The 15,678-nt window shown below is 66.5% G+C and carries 16 protein-coding genes, 1 pseudogene and 1 riboswitch; of the genes and pseudogenes, 6 read left to right on the top strand and 11 right to left on the bottom strand.

The features are described from left to right. Window positions 1–60: 60 nt before the first annotated feature. Genes gatB through gatC form a run of 3 tightly spaced genes read right to left on the bottom strand, consistent with a single transcriptional unit; the run spans window position 61 to window position 3,322 of the window. Window positions 61–1,563 (bottom strand): Asp-tRNA(Asn)/Glu-tRNA(Gln) amidotransferase subunit GatB, encoded by a 1,503-nt coding sequence (gatB, locus tag JOZ79_RS00755; protein ID WP_294069242.1) that lies wholly within the window; start codon window positions 1,561–1,563, stop codon window positions 61–63. Beyond that, complete coding sequence (gene gatA, locus JOZ79_RS00760; RefSeq protein ID WP_294069245.1) at window positions 1,563–3,038, bottom strand: Asp-tRNA(Asn)/Glu-tRNA(Gln) amidotransferase subunit GatA; 1,476 nt, start codon at window positions 3,036–3,038, stop codon at window positions 1,563–1,565. The genes gatB and gatA overlap by 1 nt, the downstream gene beginning before the upstream one ends. Then, the gene (gene gatC, locus JOZ79_RS00765) at window positions 3,035–3,322 is read right to left on the bottom strand and encodes an Asp-tRNA(Asn)/Glu-tRNA(Gln) amidotransferase subunit GatC (RefSeq protein ID WP_294069248.1); all 288 of its coding nucleotides are present in this window, start codon (window positions 3,320–3,322) and stop codon (window positions 3,035–3,037) included. Before gatC ends, gatA begins: the two co-directional genes overlap by 4 nt. An 86-nt stretch (window positions 3,323–3,408) precedes the next feature. On the opposite strand from gatC, the gene JOZ79_RS00770 reads away from it, so the two are divergent. From JOZ79_RS00770 to JOZ79_RS00780, 3 genes are read left to right on the top strand one after another with little or no spacing between them, the layout of a single operon-like run. Beyond that, window positions 3,409–4,515, top strand: coding sequence for a DUF3089 domain-containing protein (locus JOZ79_RS00770; RefSeq protein ID WP_294069251.1), 1,107 nt, complete (start codon window positions 3,409–3,411; stop codon window positions 4,513–4,515). Then, window positions 4,512–4,985, top strand: coding sequence for a Holliday junction resolvase RuvX (gene ruvX / locus JOZ79_RS00775; RefSeq protein ID WP_294069283.1), 474 nt, complete (start codon window positions 4,512–4,514; stop codon window positions 4,983–4,985). The genes JOZ79_RS00770 and ruvX overlap by 4 nt, the downstream gene beginning before the upstream one ends. Window positions 4,986–4,996: 11 nt before the next feature. After that, window positions 4,997–5,890: an aspartate carbamoyltransferase catalytic subunit gene (locus JOZ79_RS00780; RefSeq protein ID WP_294069254.1), complete on the top strand. Its 894-nt coding sequence runs from the start codon at window positions 4,997–4,999 to the stop codon at window positions 5,888–5,890. Here JOZ79_RS00780 and JOZ79_RS00785 read toward each other — a convergent pair. From JOZ79_RS00785 to JOZ79_RS00795, 3 genes are read right to left on the bottom strand one after another with little or no spacing between them, the layout of a single operon-like run. Then, window positions 5,887–7,266 carry an SPOR domain-containing protein gene (locus JOZ79_RS00785; protein ID WP_294069257.1) on the bottom strand — a complete coding sequence of 460 codons (1,380 nt, stop codon included), beginning with the start codon at window positions 7,264–7,266 and terminating at the stop codon, window positions 5,887–5,889. The genes JOZ79_RS00780 and JOZ79_RS00785 overlap by 4 nt on opposite strands. 5 nt (window positions 7,267–7,271) lie before the next feature. After that, a complete protein-coding gene (locus tag JOZ79_RS00790) occupies window positions 7,272–7,898 on the bottom strand; it encodes a hypothetical protein (protein ID WP_294069260.1) in 627 nt (208 codons plus the stop codon). Window positions 7,899–7,912: 14 nt separating this feature from the next. Next, complete coding sequence (locus tag JOZ79_RS00795; RefSeq protein ID WP_294069262.1) at window positions 7,913–8,635, bottom strand: ParA family protein; 723 nt, start codon at window positions 8,633–8,635, stop codon at window positions 7,913–7,915. Window positions 8,636–8,791: 156 nt separating this feature from the next. Here JOZ79_RS00795 and JOZ79_RS00800 point away from each other — a divergent pair, with 156 nt between their 5' ends. Continuing rightward, the gene (locus JOZ79_RS00800) at window positions 8,792–9,931 is read left to right on the top strand and encodes an SPOR domain-containing protein (RefSeq protein ID WP_294069265.1); all 1,140 of its coding nucleotides are present in this window, start codon (window positions 8,792–8,794) and stop codon (window positions 9,929–9,931) included. A gap of 1 nt (window position 9,932) precedes the next feature. Here JOZ79_RS00800 and serB read toward each other — a convergent pair whose 3' ends face one another. After that, window positions 9,933–10,811, bottom strand: a complete 879-nt coding sequence (gene serB / locus JOZ79_RS00805; protein WP_294069268.1) for a phosphoserine phosphatase SerB — start codon at window positions 10,809–10,811, stop codon at window positions 9,933–9,935. Here serB and miaA point away from each other — a divergent pair. Next, complete coding sequence (gene miaA, locus JOZ79_RS00810) at window positions 10,810–11,739, top strand: tRNA (adenosine(37)-N6)-dimethylallyltransferase MiaA (protein WP_294069285.1); 930 nt, start codon at window positions 10,810–10,812, stop codon at window positions 11,737–11,739. The two genes, serB and miaA, sit on opposite strands and share 2 nt — an antisense overlap. A gap of 9 nt (window positions 11,740–11,748) precedes the next feature. Next, window positions 11,749–12,726 (top strand): ketol-acid reductoisomerase, encoded by a 978-nt coding sequence (ilvC, locus tag JOZ79_RS00815; RefSeq protein ID WP_294069271.1) that lies wholly within the window; start codon window positions 11,749–11,751, stop codon window positions 12,724–12,726. Here the strand turns inward: ilvC and ppa are convergent. From ppa to JOZ79_RS00835, 4 genes and pseudogenes are all read right to left on the bottom strand, one after another. Continuing rightward, the gene (gene ppa / locus JOZ79_RS00820) at window positions 12,723–13,259 is read right to left on the bottom strand and encodes an inorganic diphosphatase (protein ID WP_294069274.1); all 537 of its coding nucleotides are present in this window, start codon (window positions 13,257–13,259) and stop codon (window positions 12,723–12,725) included. The genes ilvC and ppa overlap by 4 nt on opposite strands. After that, entirely contained in the window at window positions 13,256–13,639 is a 384-nt protein-coding gene (gene crcB, locus JOZ79_RS00825) for a fluoride efflux transporter CrcB (RefSeq protein ID WP_294069276.1), read from the bottom strand. Before crcB ends, ppa begins: the two co-directional genes overlap by 4 nt. A gap of 23 nt (window positions 13,640–13,662) precedes the next feature. Next, window positions 13,663–13,736: riboswitch (Fluoride riboswitch) on the bottom strand. 38 nt (window positions 13,737–13,774) lie between these two features. Next, complete coding sequence (locus JOZ79_RS00830) at window positions 13,775–15,082, bottom strand: peptide MFS transporter (protein ID WP_294069279.1); 1,308 nt, start codon at window positions 15,080–15,082, stop codon at window positions 13,775–13,777. Between the two features lie 7 nt (window positions 15,083–15,089). Continuing rightward, window positions 15,090–15,678: pseudogene (locus JOZ79_RS00835) on the bottom strand (hypothetical protein); the annotation flags it as partial.

Genomic DNA, 15,678 nt, shown 5'->3' on the forward strand with positions numbered 1-15,678 from the left:
TCGACGCCAGGAACTCAGCCGCCGACCACCCCGATATCGCCCGTCGGCTAGTGCGCGGCCTTAGCCGAGCTTCGCCCGAAGCCGTTCGTTGACGACCTGAGGGTTGGCCTTTCCGGCCATCGCCTTCATCGTCTGACCGACAAAGAAGCCGAAGAGTTGCTGCTTGCCGCCCTTATAGTCGGCGACCTTGTCGGCGTTGGCGGCGAGGATCCTGTCGATCTCGGCATCGATGGCGCCGGTGTCGCTGGTCTGCTTGAGGCCCTTCGCATCGACAATGGCTTCGGGATCCTCGCCGAAGTGACCGCTCTGCTCGTCGAGCATGATTTCTGAAACCTGTTTGGCCAGCGTCTTGGAAATCGTGCCATTCGCGACAAGTCCCAGAAGGCTTACCGCCTGCCGAACGGAGATTGGGCTTTCTTCAATCTTGCGGCCACTCCGGTTGAGCATTCCAAACAGCTCAGAGACTACCCAGTTCGCAGCTTCCGACGCCAGGTCCCGCCGCTGCAGACCGTCGAGAAGATTATCGAAATACTGCGCAGTCTCGACCTCGGCGGTGAGAACGCTGGCGTTGTAAGGGGTTATGCCCAGCGCTTCATAGCGCTTGCGCTTGGCGTCGGGCAGCTCGGGCAGGCTGGAGCGGCATTCGTCGAGGAACGCCTGGTCCAGCTCCAGCGGCAGCAGGTCCGGGTCGGGGAAGTAGCGATAGTCGTGCGCATCTTCCTTGGACCGCAGCGAGCGCGTCTCGTCGCGGTCGGGGTCGTAGAGGCGCGTTTCCTGGACGACCGTGCCGCCCTCTTCGATCAGCTCGACCTGCCGGCGGGCCTCATGCTCGATCACGGCCATGACGAAGCGGACGGAATTGACGTTCTTGGTCTCGGTGCGAGTGCCGAATTCGGCGCCGGGCTTGCGCACGCTCACGTTGACGTCGGCCCTCATGGAGCCCTCTTCCATATTGCCGTCGCAAGAGCCGACGTACCGCAGGATCGCCCGCAACTTGCGGAGATAAGCGCCTGCTTCCGCTGGCGAACGCATGTCCGGGCGCGAGACGATCTCCATCAGCGCGACGCCGCAGCGGTTCAAGTCGACATAGCTCATCGTCGGGTGCTGATCGTGCATCAGCTTGCCCGCGTCCTGCTCGACATGGATGCGCTCGATGCCGATGCGCTTTGCGGTGCTCTCGTCCTTGTCGTCGAGCAGCACCTCGACCTCGCCCTCGCCGACGAGCGGGTGGTACAGCTGGCTGATCTGATAGCCCTGCGGCAGGTCGGCGTAGAAGTAATTCTTGCGGTCGAAGCGGCTCCAGGCATTGATCTTTGCATCCAGTGCCATGCCCGTGCGCACCGCCTGCCGGATGCACTCCCGGTTCGGCACCGGCAGCATCCCCGGCATCGCCGCGTCGACCAGGCTCACCTGCGTATTGGGCTCCGCCCCGAACGCGGTGGCGGCGCCGGAGAACAGCTTCGATGCGGTGGCCGTGATCTGCGCGTGGACCTCGAGGCCGACCACGACCTCCCAATCGCCCGTGTCGCCCTTGATGCGGAAAGGTGCGCCTGCGTCAGCCATTACCACCACCTCTCCGGCCGGGCAGTGAAGCCGGCGCGCTCCTCAATTGCGAGACCGGCGTTCAGCACGCCCTGCTCGTCGAGCTCGTTGCCGATCAGGTGCAGTCCGAGCGGCAGCCCCTGCCCGTCTAGGCCGCCCGGGACGCTCATTGCGGGAAGACCGGCGAGGCTGGCTGGAACGGCGAACACGTCGTTCAAATACATCGCCAACGGGTCCGTCGTCTCGCCGATGCCGAAGGCGGCGCTGGGCGCGGTGGGGGTCAGGATGATGTCGCACCGCTCGAAGGCCTTGCGGAAGTCCTGCTTGATGAGCGCGCGGACCTTCTGCGCCTTCGTGAAATAGGCATCGTAGAAGCCTGCGCTGAGCACGTAGGTGCCGATCATGATGCGGCGCTTGACCTCGGCGCCGAAGCCCTCGGCCCGCGTCGCGGCGTACATGGCGTCGAGGTTGCCGCCTTCCGGGACCTCGCGCAGGCCGTAGCGGACCCCGTCATAGCGGGCGAGGTTGGACGAGGCCTCGGCGGGCGCAATGATGTAATAGGTCGGAAGCGCGTACTTGGTGTGCGGCAGACTGATTTCGACCGGCGTCGCGCCGGCATCCTTCAGCCATTCGATGCCCTGCTCCCAATGAGCGTCGATCTCGCCCGGCACGCCGTCGATCCGATATTCCTTGGGAATCCCGACGCGCTTGCCCCGCAGATCACTCGACAATCCGGCTTCCCACTTGGGCACGGGGGCGGCGAGCGACGTCGGGTCCTTCGGATCGAACCCGGCCATCGCTTCCAGCAGGATCGCGCAGTCGCGGACGGACTTGGCCATCGGCCCGGCCTGGTCGAGCGAGCTTGCGAAGGAGACAATCCCCCAGCGCGAGCAGCGGCCGTAAGTCGGCTTGATGCCGCTGATGCCGACGAACGATGCGGGCTGGCGGATCGAGCCGCCGGTGTCGGTGCCCGTGACGCCGGGCGCGATGCTTGCCGCGACCGCCGCCGCCGAGCCGCCCGACGAGCCGCCGGGGGTCAGCCCGACATTGCTTCCCTGCCGCCGCCACGGGCTGATCACCGGGCCGTAAGTGCTGGTCTCGTTCGACGAGCCCATCGCAAACTCGTCCATGTTAAGCTTGCCGAGCATACCCGCGCCGGCCTTGCGGAGGTTGGCGGTGACTGTGCTCTCATACGGCGGCTTGAAATCCTTGAGGATCTTGCTGCCAGCGGTCGTATTCACGCCCTTCGTCGCGAACAAATCCTTGATGCCGAGCGGAATGCCTGCAAGGCTCGCGAGCTCACCCGACCCGCGCGCTTTGTCCGCGGCGTCGGCAGCGGCGAGCGCATCCTCAGGCGTCTCGACCGTATAGGCGTTGAGCAGCCGCGCGGCCGCGACCGCAGCATTGTACGCCTCAGCGACTTCTCGAGCGCTGAAATGGCCGCCGCGGATGCCGTCGCGCAGTTCGGCGATCGTCTTGCCAGTGATCTCGCTCATTCGATCACCTTCGGCACGGCGAAGAAGCCGTGCTGGGCCTCGGGCGCGTTCGCCAGCACCTCGTCGCGGATGTTGCCGTCGTCCACGACATCGTCCCGCAGACGGAGTTTCTGGTCGATCACCGCCGTCAGCGGCTCGACGCCGTCGGTATCGACCTCGCCGAGCTGCTCGACCCAGCCGAGGATGTTGTTGAGCTCCGGCACCAGCCGGTCGAGCTCATCGTCGCTCATCGCGATGCGCGCCAGCTTGGCGATATGGCGCACCTGTTCAGGGGAAACGGACATTGTGCGGCGCGATAGCGACGGGGTGCCGGAGCAGCAAGCGCTGACCGCCCTTGCCCGCTGCTCGCCCCGCCAATAGGGCGCGCGGCATGTGCGCCCGTCGCTTCCTCATGCTGATCTTCGTGTTTACGTTGCTCGTCGTGGCGGGAGCGTTCGCGATCTTCCAGTTCGGCAACCGGGTGCTGATCGACCGTGCTGTCCCGAAGGGCCACTTCGCAGCGGCCGCAGCGGGCGCCGGCCCGGACTATCGCTTGGCGGCGAATTGGATCGCTCGGCCCGGATTGGCCGACGATCCGTCCGCATGGCGCCCGGACGGGACCCAGCGAGGCGGCGTCGGCAGTGCCGCGATCTTCTACGTCCACCCCACGACCTATCTTTACACCGACCGCTGGAACGCGCCGCTCCAGCCCGGCGGAGACACCGAGTTCCGCACCCGCCTGTTCGCCCAAAGCCAGGCGAGCGCATTCAACGGTAGCGGCGCGATCTGGGCGCCGCGCTATCGCCAGGCGGCGTTCGGTGCCTTCCTGCTGAGCAGCGCCGACGCTCAACGGGCGCTCGATCTTGCCTATGGCGACGTGCTTGCCGCCTTCGATGAGTTCGTGCGCGAGGCCGGCAACCGGCCCATCATCCTCGCCGGCCACAGCCAGGGCGCGCTTCAGCTGATGCGCCTGCTGCGCGAACGGGTCGCCGGCAGGCCGATCGCAAGGCGCGTGGTCGCCGCTTATGTCGTCGGCTGGCCGATCAGCCGCACCGCCGACCTGCCGGCGCTCGGGCTGCCTGCCTGTGCCTCGGCGAACCAGAGTGGGTGCATCCTGTCGTGGCTGACCTTTGGCGAGCCGGCCAATCCCGACCTCGTCCTCAACAGCTACCAGGGTTCGGCGGGGCTCGCCGGCGGCAAGCGGAGGCGCGAGGACCTGCTGTGCGTCAATCCGCTGACCGGAACGCCCGACGCGGCCGCGCCGCCCCAGGCCAACCCAGGGACACTGGTGCCGACGCAGGACCTCAAGTCGGCGACCCTGCAGTCCGGTCTCGTCGGTGGTCGCTGCGACAAGGGCCTTCTCATCGTCGGCGGCGACTTGCCGCCGCTCGGACCATTCGTGCTGCCGGGCAATAATTACCATGTCTACGACTATGCGCTGTTCTGGGGCGCCATCCGCGCGGATGCGGAGCGCCGGCTCGCCGCATGGCACCGCTGATCACCGCCGAAACGGCCGAGTTCGCGCTTGCGCTGCCCAATGGCGGCAAGCTTATCGGCCTCGATGTGGGCACGAAAACGATCGGCCTCGCGATCTGCGATGCCGGCTGGCACTTCGCAGGCCCGGTCGAGACCATGCGCAGAATCAAGTTCACGCAAGACTTGGAGACCCTGCAGCGATTCGTTGGCAAGGAATCAGTTGCCGGCATCGTCGTCGGGCTCCCGCTCAACATGGACGGCAGCGATTCGCCACGCACACAATCGGTCCGCGCCTTTGCCCGCAATCTCGCCCCGCTCGGCCTGCCCAGGCTGCTCTGGGACGAGCGATGGTCGACGCAGGCGGTCGAGCGGGCGATGATCGCAGCCGACGTCAGCCGAGCGAGGCGCGCCGAAAAGGTCGATGCCCTCGCCGCGGCCCATATTCTGCAGGGCGCAATCGACGCACTGGCCAATCTCGGGCCAGTCGAATAGGCGCGGCGCTCGTGGACCTGATCTCCATCGATACTTTGACCGACGAGCAGATCGAAACGATCCTCGACCGCGCGGCGCATTGGTTCGGCGAGAACCGCGCTCACCGCCCGAGTGAGCAGCTCCGCGGCAAGCTCGTCTTCAACCTCTTTTACGAGAACTCGACCCGGACCGCGATGTCGTTCGCGACCGCGACGCACCGACTTGGGGCGGCGGCAATCTCGCTGTCGGTCGAGCACTCGTCGGTGAAGAAGGGCGAGACGCTCGAGGACACGGCGCGGACGCTGAACGCGATGCGGCCCGATGCCCTCGTCATCCGTCACCGGGACAATGGCGCGCCGGCCATGGTCGCCGGGATCGTCGAGGCGCCGGTGATCAACGCCGGTGACGGCACCAACGAGCACCCGACTCAGGCGCTGCTCGATGCCGCGACGATCCAGCAGAGCCTTGGCCGCATCGAGGGCCTCAAGGTCGCGATCTGCGGCGACATCCGCCACAGCCGGGTCGCCCGCTCGAACGCGAAGCTGTTGCCGAGGCTTGGTGCCGACGTCAGGCTCGCCGGACCACCCGAACTATTGCCGGACCACGCCGCGGCGATGACGATCGACGAAGCGATCACTGGCGCCGACGTGGTGATGATGCTGCGCGTCCAGCGCGAACGGCTGGAAACCGACCTTGGCGATGCGCCCGGAGAATATCTCACGCGCTACGGGCTGACCCAGGAGCGGCTAGCAAGCGCTGCGCCGGACTCAGTGGTCATGCACCCAGGACCGATGAACCGCGGAGTGGAGATCGACGGGACGATTGCCGACGATCCGAAGCGGTCGCTGATCGCCCTTCAGGTCGAAATAGGCGTGGCCGTGCGCATGGCTTGCCTGGAGATGTTGGTCGAAAGCGTCCCGGCCTAGCGCATCGCAAACTGCACCGGCGCATCGCCGGCGAAGTTGCGAACGAAGCAGGTGCCACCCGACCGGCGCAGTGAGGCGCACAGGGCATTGGCCTCAGCGAAGCTGCCAAACCCGCGAACCGCGAGCCGATAGACGGGGCCATGCGCGCTGTCGAAGCGGGCGCTGAGCGGCGTGTAGTGGCGAAGCCCGCCAAAGCGATGTGCAGCCGCATTCCAGGCGGCGGCAACCCGCTGCTGATTGCCGAAGGCGCCAAGCTGAACGATCGCACCGGAGCGGCCGCTACGAACTGCGGCGAAGCTCGGCGCTGCGGCTGCGACATGCATCGCGGCGACCTTGCGGACGACAGCACGGACCGGAGCCTTCGGCATGACAGCGGCGAAGGCCGGCGCCGTTTCAGGTAACGTTGCCGGAGCCGGCGGTGGAGCGATCGGAAGCGCGACCTCGTGGATCGAAGCATGGAAAACAGGAACCGGTGTGGGAAGAGGGGCTGCGGCCGCTAGAGGCGCAGCCAGCGCCGCGGGCGCGGCTTGCGCAACCGCCGCCTGAACAGGCCGGGGCGCCGGCAGGCTGACCGTTACGCTGGACGCCGCCGCCGGCGCTGCGACAGGAGCAGCCATGGCAAGGCGCGTGTCGGACTTGACGAGCGCGAGCTGGACCGGCTGGCCTGGATCGCTTGCCGCCGGCTGCACGCCGACAAGCGCAGCGACCTGGTCGGACGGGCGGTGCGGGCTTGCAAGCTGCATCCACTGGTGAATGCGATTGTCGAGCTGGTCGGCGGGCACGTCCTGCGCCGCGATAACCCGGGCGTTGGCCCAGTCGCCGGAGAGCGCGTAAGCCAGCGCCAGGTTTTCTCTGACCCGGGCGTCGGCGCCCGCAGCTCGAGCGGCCGGTTCAAGGGCCGCAATGCCCGCCTCCGGGTGACCGGCAAGTGCAAGCGCGAGGCCGTAATCCGCCGGATCGAGCACGTCCCTGCCCGCCGCGAGGAAATTCTGAGCCTCGGCGGTCTTGCCCTGCGCAATCTCGACGAGGACCAGCTTCAGGATCACGCCCGGCTGGTTCGACTGGACATACAACGCATCCTTATAGGCCGCTTCCGCCGACGCGAACCGGCCGGACGCGAAATAGGCATTGCCGAGCAGCGTGCGGACGGTGGCGTCCTCAGGAGTCTTGCTTGCCGCGCGCTCGGCGAGCGACACTGCGGTCGCATAATCGTTAGCGTCGAGCGCGGCCGCGGCCCGAACCGCAAGGCCGACGTCGCCATTCACCTTGGCCGAACCGGCGGTCTGGACGCCGCTCTGGGGAGCGGCGCAGGCGGCGATCATCGAGGAGAGCGCAACCAGCGAAACGACGGAGCCGAAGCGAACAGGCTTGGACATCAGGATTATCCCTTGCGTTTGGCCTTCTCGGCCATGGCTTCGAGTTCGGGCATGCAATCGAGCAGGCGGTCGAGCGCATCGGTTACCAGCTGCTGGGCCGAGCGGCCATCCACCGCGCAGGCGAGCCTGAGCTTCAAGTGACGGTCGGGATCGAGCCTGAGCGTGAACGCGGCCTTGGCCTTGCCGCCCGGAGCGGCGCGGACGCGCGGCGTGCGGCGCGATACCGGCGCTTGGACGCGAGCCGGAGCTGGCCTGCTTACAGCGACAGGCGCAACATCCTGCTCGGCCGCGGCGTCCTCACCGCTGTCCTCGCCCTCATCGGCCTCGTCGACAGAGAAGCGGTCGGCGATCTCGGCATGTTGCGTGTGGACTGGAGACTGCACCGGCGTGAGGCCGGTCGGATGCAACGCGCGCGGATGCTCGACGACGTCCTCCCCGAACGCGTCATGCTCGCGGTCGCGAGCGACCTCCGCCGGCCTCGGCGGCTCGAAGCCCATGTCATTCCAGCCGAGATCCTCGAGGCCCGCGCCGCCCTGGCCGAAGCCCTGAGGACGCATCGCCGGCCGCGCAGCGCCCTTGCGGGCGAGCAGTCCGGACGAGAGGGATGCGAAAGCTTTCGGTTCGCCAGCCACCTTCAGCGCCCCCTTCACTGGCCAACCACGCGGCGGCCGAAGCCACCGACGGGACGCGGCGCCGCCTGGGCGATCCCGGGCGAAGCACCCGGAGCCGCAAAGACCGTGCGGCGGAAATTCTTCTCGAGCCTGTCGGAGATATAGTCCCAAAGCTCGACGACTTCCTTGGCAGAGCGCCCGTTGGGGTCGATTTCCATGACCGTGCGGCCGTCGATCATCGAGGCGGCGAAATCGGTGCGGTGATGAATCGTGACTGGGGCGACAGTGCCGTGCTGCGACAATGCGACGGCGGCCTCGTAGGTGATCTTGGCCTTGGGCGTCGCCGCATTGACGACGAAGATGAGCGGCTTGCCGGCGCGATCGCAAAGATCGACGGTGGCGCCGACGGCGCGAAGATCGTGCGGGCTCGGACGGGTCGGGATGACGATCAGCTCGGCAACCGCGATGACGCTCTGGATCGCCATGGTGATCGCCGGCGGCGTATCGATGACGGCAAGGCGGAAACCCTGCTGGCGGAGAACCTCGAGGTCGGAAGCAAGACGGGCGACGGTCGTTTGGGCGAAGGCCGGCATGTCGGCTTCGCGCTCGTTCCACCAGTCGGCAAGGCTGCCCTGCGGATCGATGTCGATCAGGCAGACCGGGCCAGCACCCGCCAGCTGCGCTTGCACCGCGAGATGGCCGGACAGGGTCGTCTTTCCGGACCCGCCCTTCTGCGATGCCATTGCCAGAACGCGCATGCTTATCCCCTCGCCCTATGACGTCTATTCACGGGCCGAAGTGACACCCAAGCCTCTAAAATCTGGTTAACATCGTCACGACCCTGTTGCTTGGTGGCGGCCGTCGGCTAAGCTTCCGCCAGGGTGGATCGGCAGTTGAAGCAGAGAACTTTGATCATGGCAGCGCTGCTCCTGGGCATCGCCGCGCCGGTTGGGGCGCAGGCGGTCACGGACGGCATCGAAGCCTGGCAGCATTCGGACTACGACAAGGCGGTAAAGATCTGGCGGCCGCTCGCCGAGCAGGGCGATCCCGACGCGCAGTTCAACCTCGCGCAGGCGTACCGCCTCGGGCGCGGCGTCCCCACCAACCTGGCCGCCGCGCAGATCTGGCTGGAGCGAGCGGCCGTGCAGGGCCATCTCGACGCCCAGACGACGCTGGGGTTGCTTCTGTTCCAGAACGGCGATCGTACCGGGGCGATGAAATGGCTGAAGTCGGCGGCGGACAAGGACGACCCGCGGGCGATGCTGGTCTACGGCACCGCCCTGTTCAACGGCGATACGGTCACGCAGAATGCAGTGCTCGGCTACGCCTATGTCAGCCGCGCGGCCGCGAAGGGACTGGCGCCCGCGAAGGCGACCCTTGCGCAGATGGAGCAAGTGATGTCTGCGGCCGACCGAAAGAAGGCGGCCGCCCTGATCGCGGAGCAGAAGGCTGCGACGAAGACGGAAGCCCCCAAGGCAGCGGATGCTAAGTCCGTCAGGCCGAGCTCGAAAGACGCGGCTGCCGAGAAGCCTGCGCCCGCGAAGGGAGCCATGATCGAAAAGTCGGCCCCTGCGAAAGAGATGACGGCGGACAAGTCGGCGGCTGCCAAGGAAGCCGCAGCTGATAAGCTGGCACCTGCAAAGTCGACGGGCGACAAACTTGCGTCTTCGAAGAAGGCCGCGGAGACAGCGAAGCCTGAACAGACCGTCGTCGATACGGCGGCGACCCCGAAGGCCGCTCAGGACAAACCGCGGGCTGCAAAACCGACAGCTCGTGCTGGGAAAACCATCACGGTCGCCGAAACGTCGCCCGCCAAGGCCTCGGGGTCATGGCGCATCCAGCTTGGCGCCTTCTCGCGACGCACTGCGGCCGAAACCTTGTTCAAGAAGTTGTCTGCGAGCGCGCCAGTATCCGGACGATCCGCATCCTACAGTGCGGCGGGAGCCGTCACTCGACTGCAAGTCGGGCCGTTCGAGAGCAAGGCGGCGGCCGATGCCGCCTGCCGGACCCTCTCCGGGCACGGGCAGCCCTGCTTCCCGGTGCCTGCGAAATAACCTAGCCGCGGAACCAGTCCCGGCGGCGCACGCCCTGCGCCCATAGTAGGGCGTCGAGCCCGTGATGTCGGAGTTCGGCGTCGGCGACCTTTGCAAGCGCGGGCTTGGCGCGGAAAGCGACTCCCAACCCCGCCTCCTCGATCATCATCATGTCGTTGGCGCCGTCGCCGACCGCAAGCACGTCGGCCGCGCCGAGGCGGAGCTCATCCCGGACCTCGATGAGCGCCTCGCGCTTGGCGATCGCATCGACGATCGGGTCGCCGACCTCGCCGCTGAGCTTACCGCCCGCAAACACCAGTCGGTTGGCCCGCACACGATCGAATCCGACGGTTTTCGCAACGGGCTCGGCAAAGGACAGAAACCCGCCAGACACCAGCATGCAGCTCGATCCCCCTGCCCGCATCGTCTGGACCAGGGTTCTGGCGCCGCCGGTCAGGGTCACGCGTTCGTCGAGGCACCGCCCAAGAGTGCCTTCGTCGAGGCCGGCAAGCAGCCGTACCCGCTCCTTCAACGCGCCACGGAAATCGAGCTCGCCCCGCATTGCGAGCTCGGTGATGGCCGCGACCTTGTCCTTGAACCCGGCATAGTCGGCCAGCTCGTCGATGCATTCCTGGCCAATGATGGTTGAATCCATGTCGGCGACGAACAGCCTGCGCCAGCGTGGCTCACCCGACTGAACCAGGACATCGACCTGCTCCAGCGATGTCAGCGCCCAGCGGGCGGCCTTGATGTCGCCGGTAAATGCAAGATCGGCGGCGTCGCCTTCATCGATCCATTCGGCAAAGGCGGCATTTGGGTCCACCTCGCGCAGCAGCCCGAGCGCGCGGTCGATCAGCCTGTCATCGAGGCGTCCCGCTGCTATCAGCGTCGCAATGGCCATGAGTTCCGACAAACCTCCGGTGGCCCTCATTGCCGGGCCGACGGCCAGCGGCAAGTCGGCTCTCGCGCTTGCTTTCGCCGAACGCACCGGCGGAGTGATCGTCAACGCCGACAGCGCGCAGGTTTATCGGGACTTGCGCGTGCTGAGCGCGGCCCCTTCTGACCTTGAACGAAAGCGGGTGGAGCACCGGCTTTACGGGTTCCGAGATGCGGCGGATCCCTGCTCTGCAGCCGACTGGGCCGAGCTGGCGCGGACAGAGATCGCAGAATTGCACGCCCAGGGGCTGCTTCCGATCTTAGTCGGCGGAACGGGACTTTATCTGCGCACCTTGCTGGACGGCATCGCCCCGATACCCGCGATCGACACCTCGGTTCGCGAGGACGTACGCGCAGCGCCGGTGGATGAGAACCGGCGTCGGCTGGAGCAGCTGGACCCTGAAGCCGCCGCGCGGCTGCACCCGAGTGACCGGACGCGGACAGCGCGAGCTCTCGAAGTGATCCTGTCGACCGGGCGCACCCTCGCCGGTTGGCAAAGCGCGAAGGCGGGCGGAATCGGCGAGCGCATCGCCCTCCTCCCGCTCCTGCTCCTCCCGCCTCGCGACTGGCTTTATCGCCGGTGCGACAGTCGATTCGCGGGGATGGTCCCGGATGGAGGGGTCAAGGAAGTCGAGGCGCTGCTCGCGCGCAGGCTGAATCCCAGCCTGCCGGTGATGCGCGCGATCGGAGTGCCGGAGCTGTCGTCCTACATTCGGGGCGAGGTCAGGCTGGAGACCGCAATCGCCGCCGGCCAGCAGGCCACCCGACGCTACGCCAAGCGCCAATATACCTGGTTCGCTCACCAGCCGCCGCCGGACTGGCCGCGCCTGGGCGAGGCGCTGGATGGCAGCACAGTGGCCCAGGCGCTGGAACTGCTCGGCGCGAAAGCCTAGGCGGCGGCCATGACGTGGCTCCGCGACGCAGATATCGATCCCTCGCCGCTGGCGAGCAAAAGCGTCGCGATCGTCGGTTTCGGCAACCAGGGGCGCGCGCAGGCGCTGAACCTTCGCGACAGCGGAGTTGACGTGGTTGTCGGGCTTCGTGGCAGCTCGGAAAGCAGGATTGCGGCCGAAGCGGAGGGCATTCGGACAGCGTTGCTAGAAGACGCGGTAGCCTCCTCTGACGTCGTCGTGCTGCTTGCCCCCGACGAGACTCACGGCGCGCTCTATGACGAAATCGAGCCGAGATTGCGGGAGGGCGCTGCACTCGGGTTCAGCCACGGGCTGTCGATCCGCTTTGGCTTCATCCGCCCGCGCGCGGACCTAGATGTTTTCCTGTTGGCGCCCAAGGGCCCGGGCACGGCGCTTCGCTCGCTCTACCAGGAGGGAAAGGGAATGATCGCCCTGTGGGCAGTGGCTCACGACGCGACCGGGGCCGCGCGCGACATTGCCCTCGCCTACGGCCGCGCGATCGGATGTGGCCGTGCCGGCTTGCTCGAATCGAGCTTTGCCGAGGAGACCGAGGCCGACCTGTTCAACGAACAGGCGGTGGTCTGGGGCGCGGTGCCCGAGATTCTGGTGGCCGGATTCGAGACGCTGGTCGCGGGAGGCGTGTCGCCCGAGGTCGCGTACCTGGAATGCGTCGGTGAGCTGAAGCTGATCGCCGAGCTGATCGAGGCGCGCGGGATCGCGGGGATGCGCGAGGCGATCTCCAACACGGCCGAGCTCGGGGCAACGCTCGGCGGACGGCGGATTGTCGACGATGGCGTCCGCAGGCGCATGGCCGAGGTGCTCGCCGAGGTCCGCGCCGGCCGCTTCGCCGAACAACTACGCCAGGAGGAAGACAGCGGCTACCCGCTCCTCAAAAAGGCGCGCAGACAGGCGCGACAAGGGCCGATCGAGCAGGTCTTCCGGGAGCTCAATGACCCTAGGGAGACTTAGGCAGCCTTCGCCTTGGCGAGGTCGATCGCTTCCTGGAGCACCCTCGCCGCTTCCGACGCATCGCCCCAATGTCCGACGCGCACCCACTTCTCGGGCTCGAGATCCTTATAGTGGGTGAAGAAGTGCTCGACCTGCTGGCGAACGATCTCCGGAAGATCCTCGTGCGCCGCAACATCCGCATAATAAGGGAAAACCGAATCATGCGGCACGGCGAGCAGCTTCTCGTCGCCGCCATGTTCGTCTTCGAGGAACAGGACCGCGATTGGCCGCGCCTTGACGACGCTTCCCGGAATGAACGGCGAGCGGGCGACCACCAGCGCGTCGAGCGGGTCGCCGTCGGGCGAAAGCGTGTGGGGAATGAACCCGTAATTCGCCGGATAGCGCATCGGCGTGTGGAGGATGCGGTCTACAAAGAGGGCACCGGAGGTCTTGTCGAACTCGTATTTCACGGGCTCGCCGCCGACCGGCACTTCGATGATGACGTTGATGCTGTTCGGCGGATCGTCGCCGATGGGGATAAGGTCGATGTTCATGATAGGTGAGCGCCGCCTCTAAACAGGCCGACGCCGAAGAACAATCCGGCAAGTCCTGCAATCACCGATCCGGCCACATATCCGGCGGCGAGAGCGTAATCATGGCGCTCGATCAGCAGCGCGGCATCCAGGGAAAAAGTAGAGAAGGTCGTGAATCCGCCGAGGACTCCGGTTGTAAGGAACAGCCGGACACTCTGCGGAATGCCGGCGCGCCAAGCGAACAGGCCGGTCAGCAGTCCCATGACGAACGATCCCGCGACATTGACGATCAAGGTTCCGTACGGGAAGCCGACGCCGAGTAGCCGGGCCGCGCCGATGTTGATGCCATGGCGAAGAGCGCCGCCGACCCCGGCGCCGATGAACACGATCAGATAGGGCATAACCCTCCTACTGCAGCAGCAATGCGCCCGTAGGAGCCATCAGCCGGTCGGCGGTTGCGAGCATCTGCTCCGGGGAGACCCCATTCCCTCACGTCCGGGTATAGCACCGCATAGGTTTACGGCAACTCGTCGCAATCAGGCGGGCTCGCGTCGCGCCGTCACCCGCGCCATGGCGAACAGGCAGATCGCTGCAAGGGCCGTCGATGCGCAACCCAAGCCAAAGAAGGCGCTGGCCGGGATTTTCAGCCAGTAGGCGCCCATCACGCCGGCGAGCAGGCTGCCGAGGAATTTCGCAATGTACCAGCCGCCCATCGCCATCGACGCGAAGCGTACCGGGGCGAGCGATTCGACTAGGGTCAGGCCGACCGGAATGACGAACAGCTCGCCAAGCGTCAGAAGGACGAAATAAGCGAACACCCAGAGCGAGCTGACCCTTGCTCCCGCCGGCCCGCTGACGGCGGCCGCAGCCACCATAAGCAGCATCGCCGCGGTCGCGATCACGCAGCCGATCGCCATCCGGCGGAGCAGGTGCGGGACGCTGTCCTTGCGGTCGCCACGGCGCCAGATGCGGATCAGGATCGGCGTTCCGACGATGATCAGCAGCGGGTTGATTGACTGAAACCAGGTCGCCGGGATTTCAATCGGACCAAGCGACCGATCAGTGAAGTCGGACACCCACAGCGCAATAACATTGCCGCTCTGCTCGTAACCGATGCGGAATAGGACGACCATTGCGACCATGATCAGCAGGATCGCGACATGCTCGCGGACGATCGGAGCGGCGGCATCGCTTTCCTCGCGCGCGATCGCGCCCCGGCTGGGCTCGGCCGGGAGCAGGCGCAGGAAGCTGAGGTAGATCGCAAGACCGATCGCCATGCCGATGCCGGCTGCGGTAAAGCCCCAGTGCCAGCCGTAGAGCTCCCCCAGTGTCCCGCACACCAGCGGGGCGATTAGCCCGCCCAGATTGATGCCCATGTAATAGGTCGAGTAGGCGTAGGCCTTGCGCGGGTCGTCGTCGGCGTAGAGGCTGCCGACCTGGATCGCGAGCGGCGGAATGAAGAGGCCGTTGCCGAGCGCCACCAGCGCCAGCGCCGGGAACAGCAGGCTTTCGAACGCCATCGCGAAATGGCCGGCCATCATCATCGCCGCGCCGATGATCACGCTCATCGTTCGGCCAAGCCAACGATCGGCGATCAGGCCGCCGAAGAAGGGGCTGAAGAAGGCCGCGCCGCCGTATGCGCCGTAGATCAGCGAGGACTTGGCCTGGCTGAACCCCAGATGCTTGGTCATGTAATAGACCAGCAGCGCCTGCAGGCCGAAGAAGGAGAATTCGGCCCACATCTGCGTGGTGAACAGGACGGTCAGGCCCGCCGGGTGCCCGAACAAGGTCGGGACCGGCTTCGCCCGTTCGGGGATGGCGCCGGTCCCGGTCACAAGTCGCATTCGTCCCTTAGTAATTGAGTGCAGCCGTCAGCAGGCCCGCGTCGAGGCACAGGTAGGCCATCAGTGCTGCCGCGATGGCGATCACGATCGCCCAGGCCGTTGCAAGACGATGGCGCCCGAGCGAAGTCGCGACCGCAACCGCGTTCCAGATCGACAGGGCCGACCCGATGATCGCCGCGATCAGGACGAGCTGCAGCAGCCGCATCCAGATGTCCATGCCGCCGTTCAGCGCGGTCAGGTCCTTGTTGATCGCCGTCAGGACCAGGAGCCATCCGACCACGACAATGAGGTACAGCCACGCCGTGATCCTGCTCGCGCGATGGAGCTGCAGGTTCCGGCCGGCGACGTCGGACTGATATTTGTATCGGCGACGGGTCAGCGCGACGATCGGCCAGCCGAGCGCCGCGATGAGTAGCACGATGAGGGCGATCGACCCCGCGGGAAGGATCCACCCGGAATTCAGCGATCCGGGCGCCGGCAGGAACTCGATGATGGGCGCGAAAGGCGTGATCGAGAACATCCGGACGTGGCCGTCGCCATCGACGATCGCCTGGAGCTTGTCGGTGCCGTTGACCTCCTGCCAGGTCCAGGGGCCG

Origin of the sequence: Sphingomonas sp. (assembly GCF_019242355.1) — a bacterium.
Lineage (GTDB): Bacteria > Pseudomonadota > Alphaproteobacteria > Sphingomonadales > Sphingomonadaceae > Sphingomicrobium.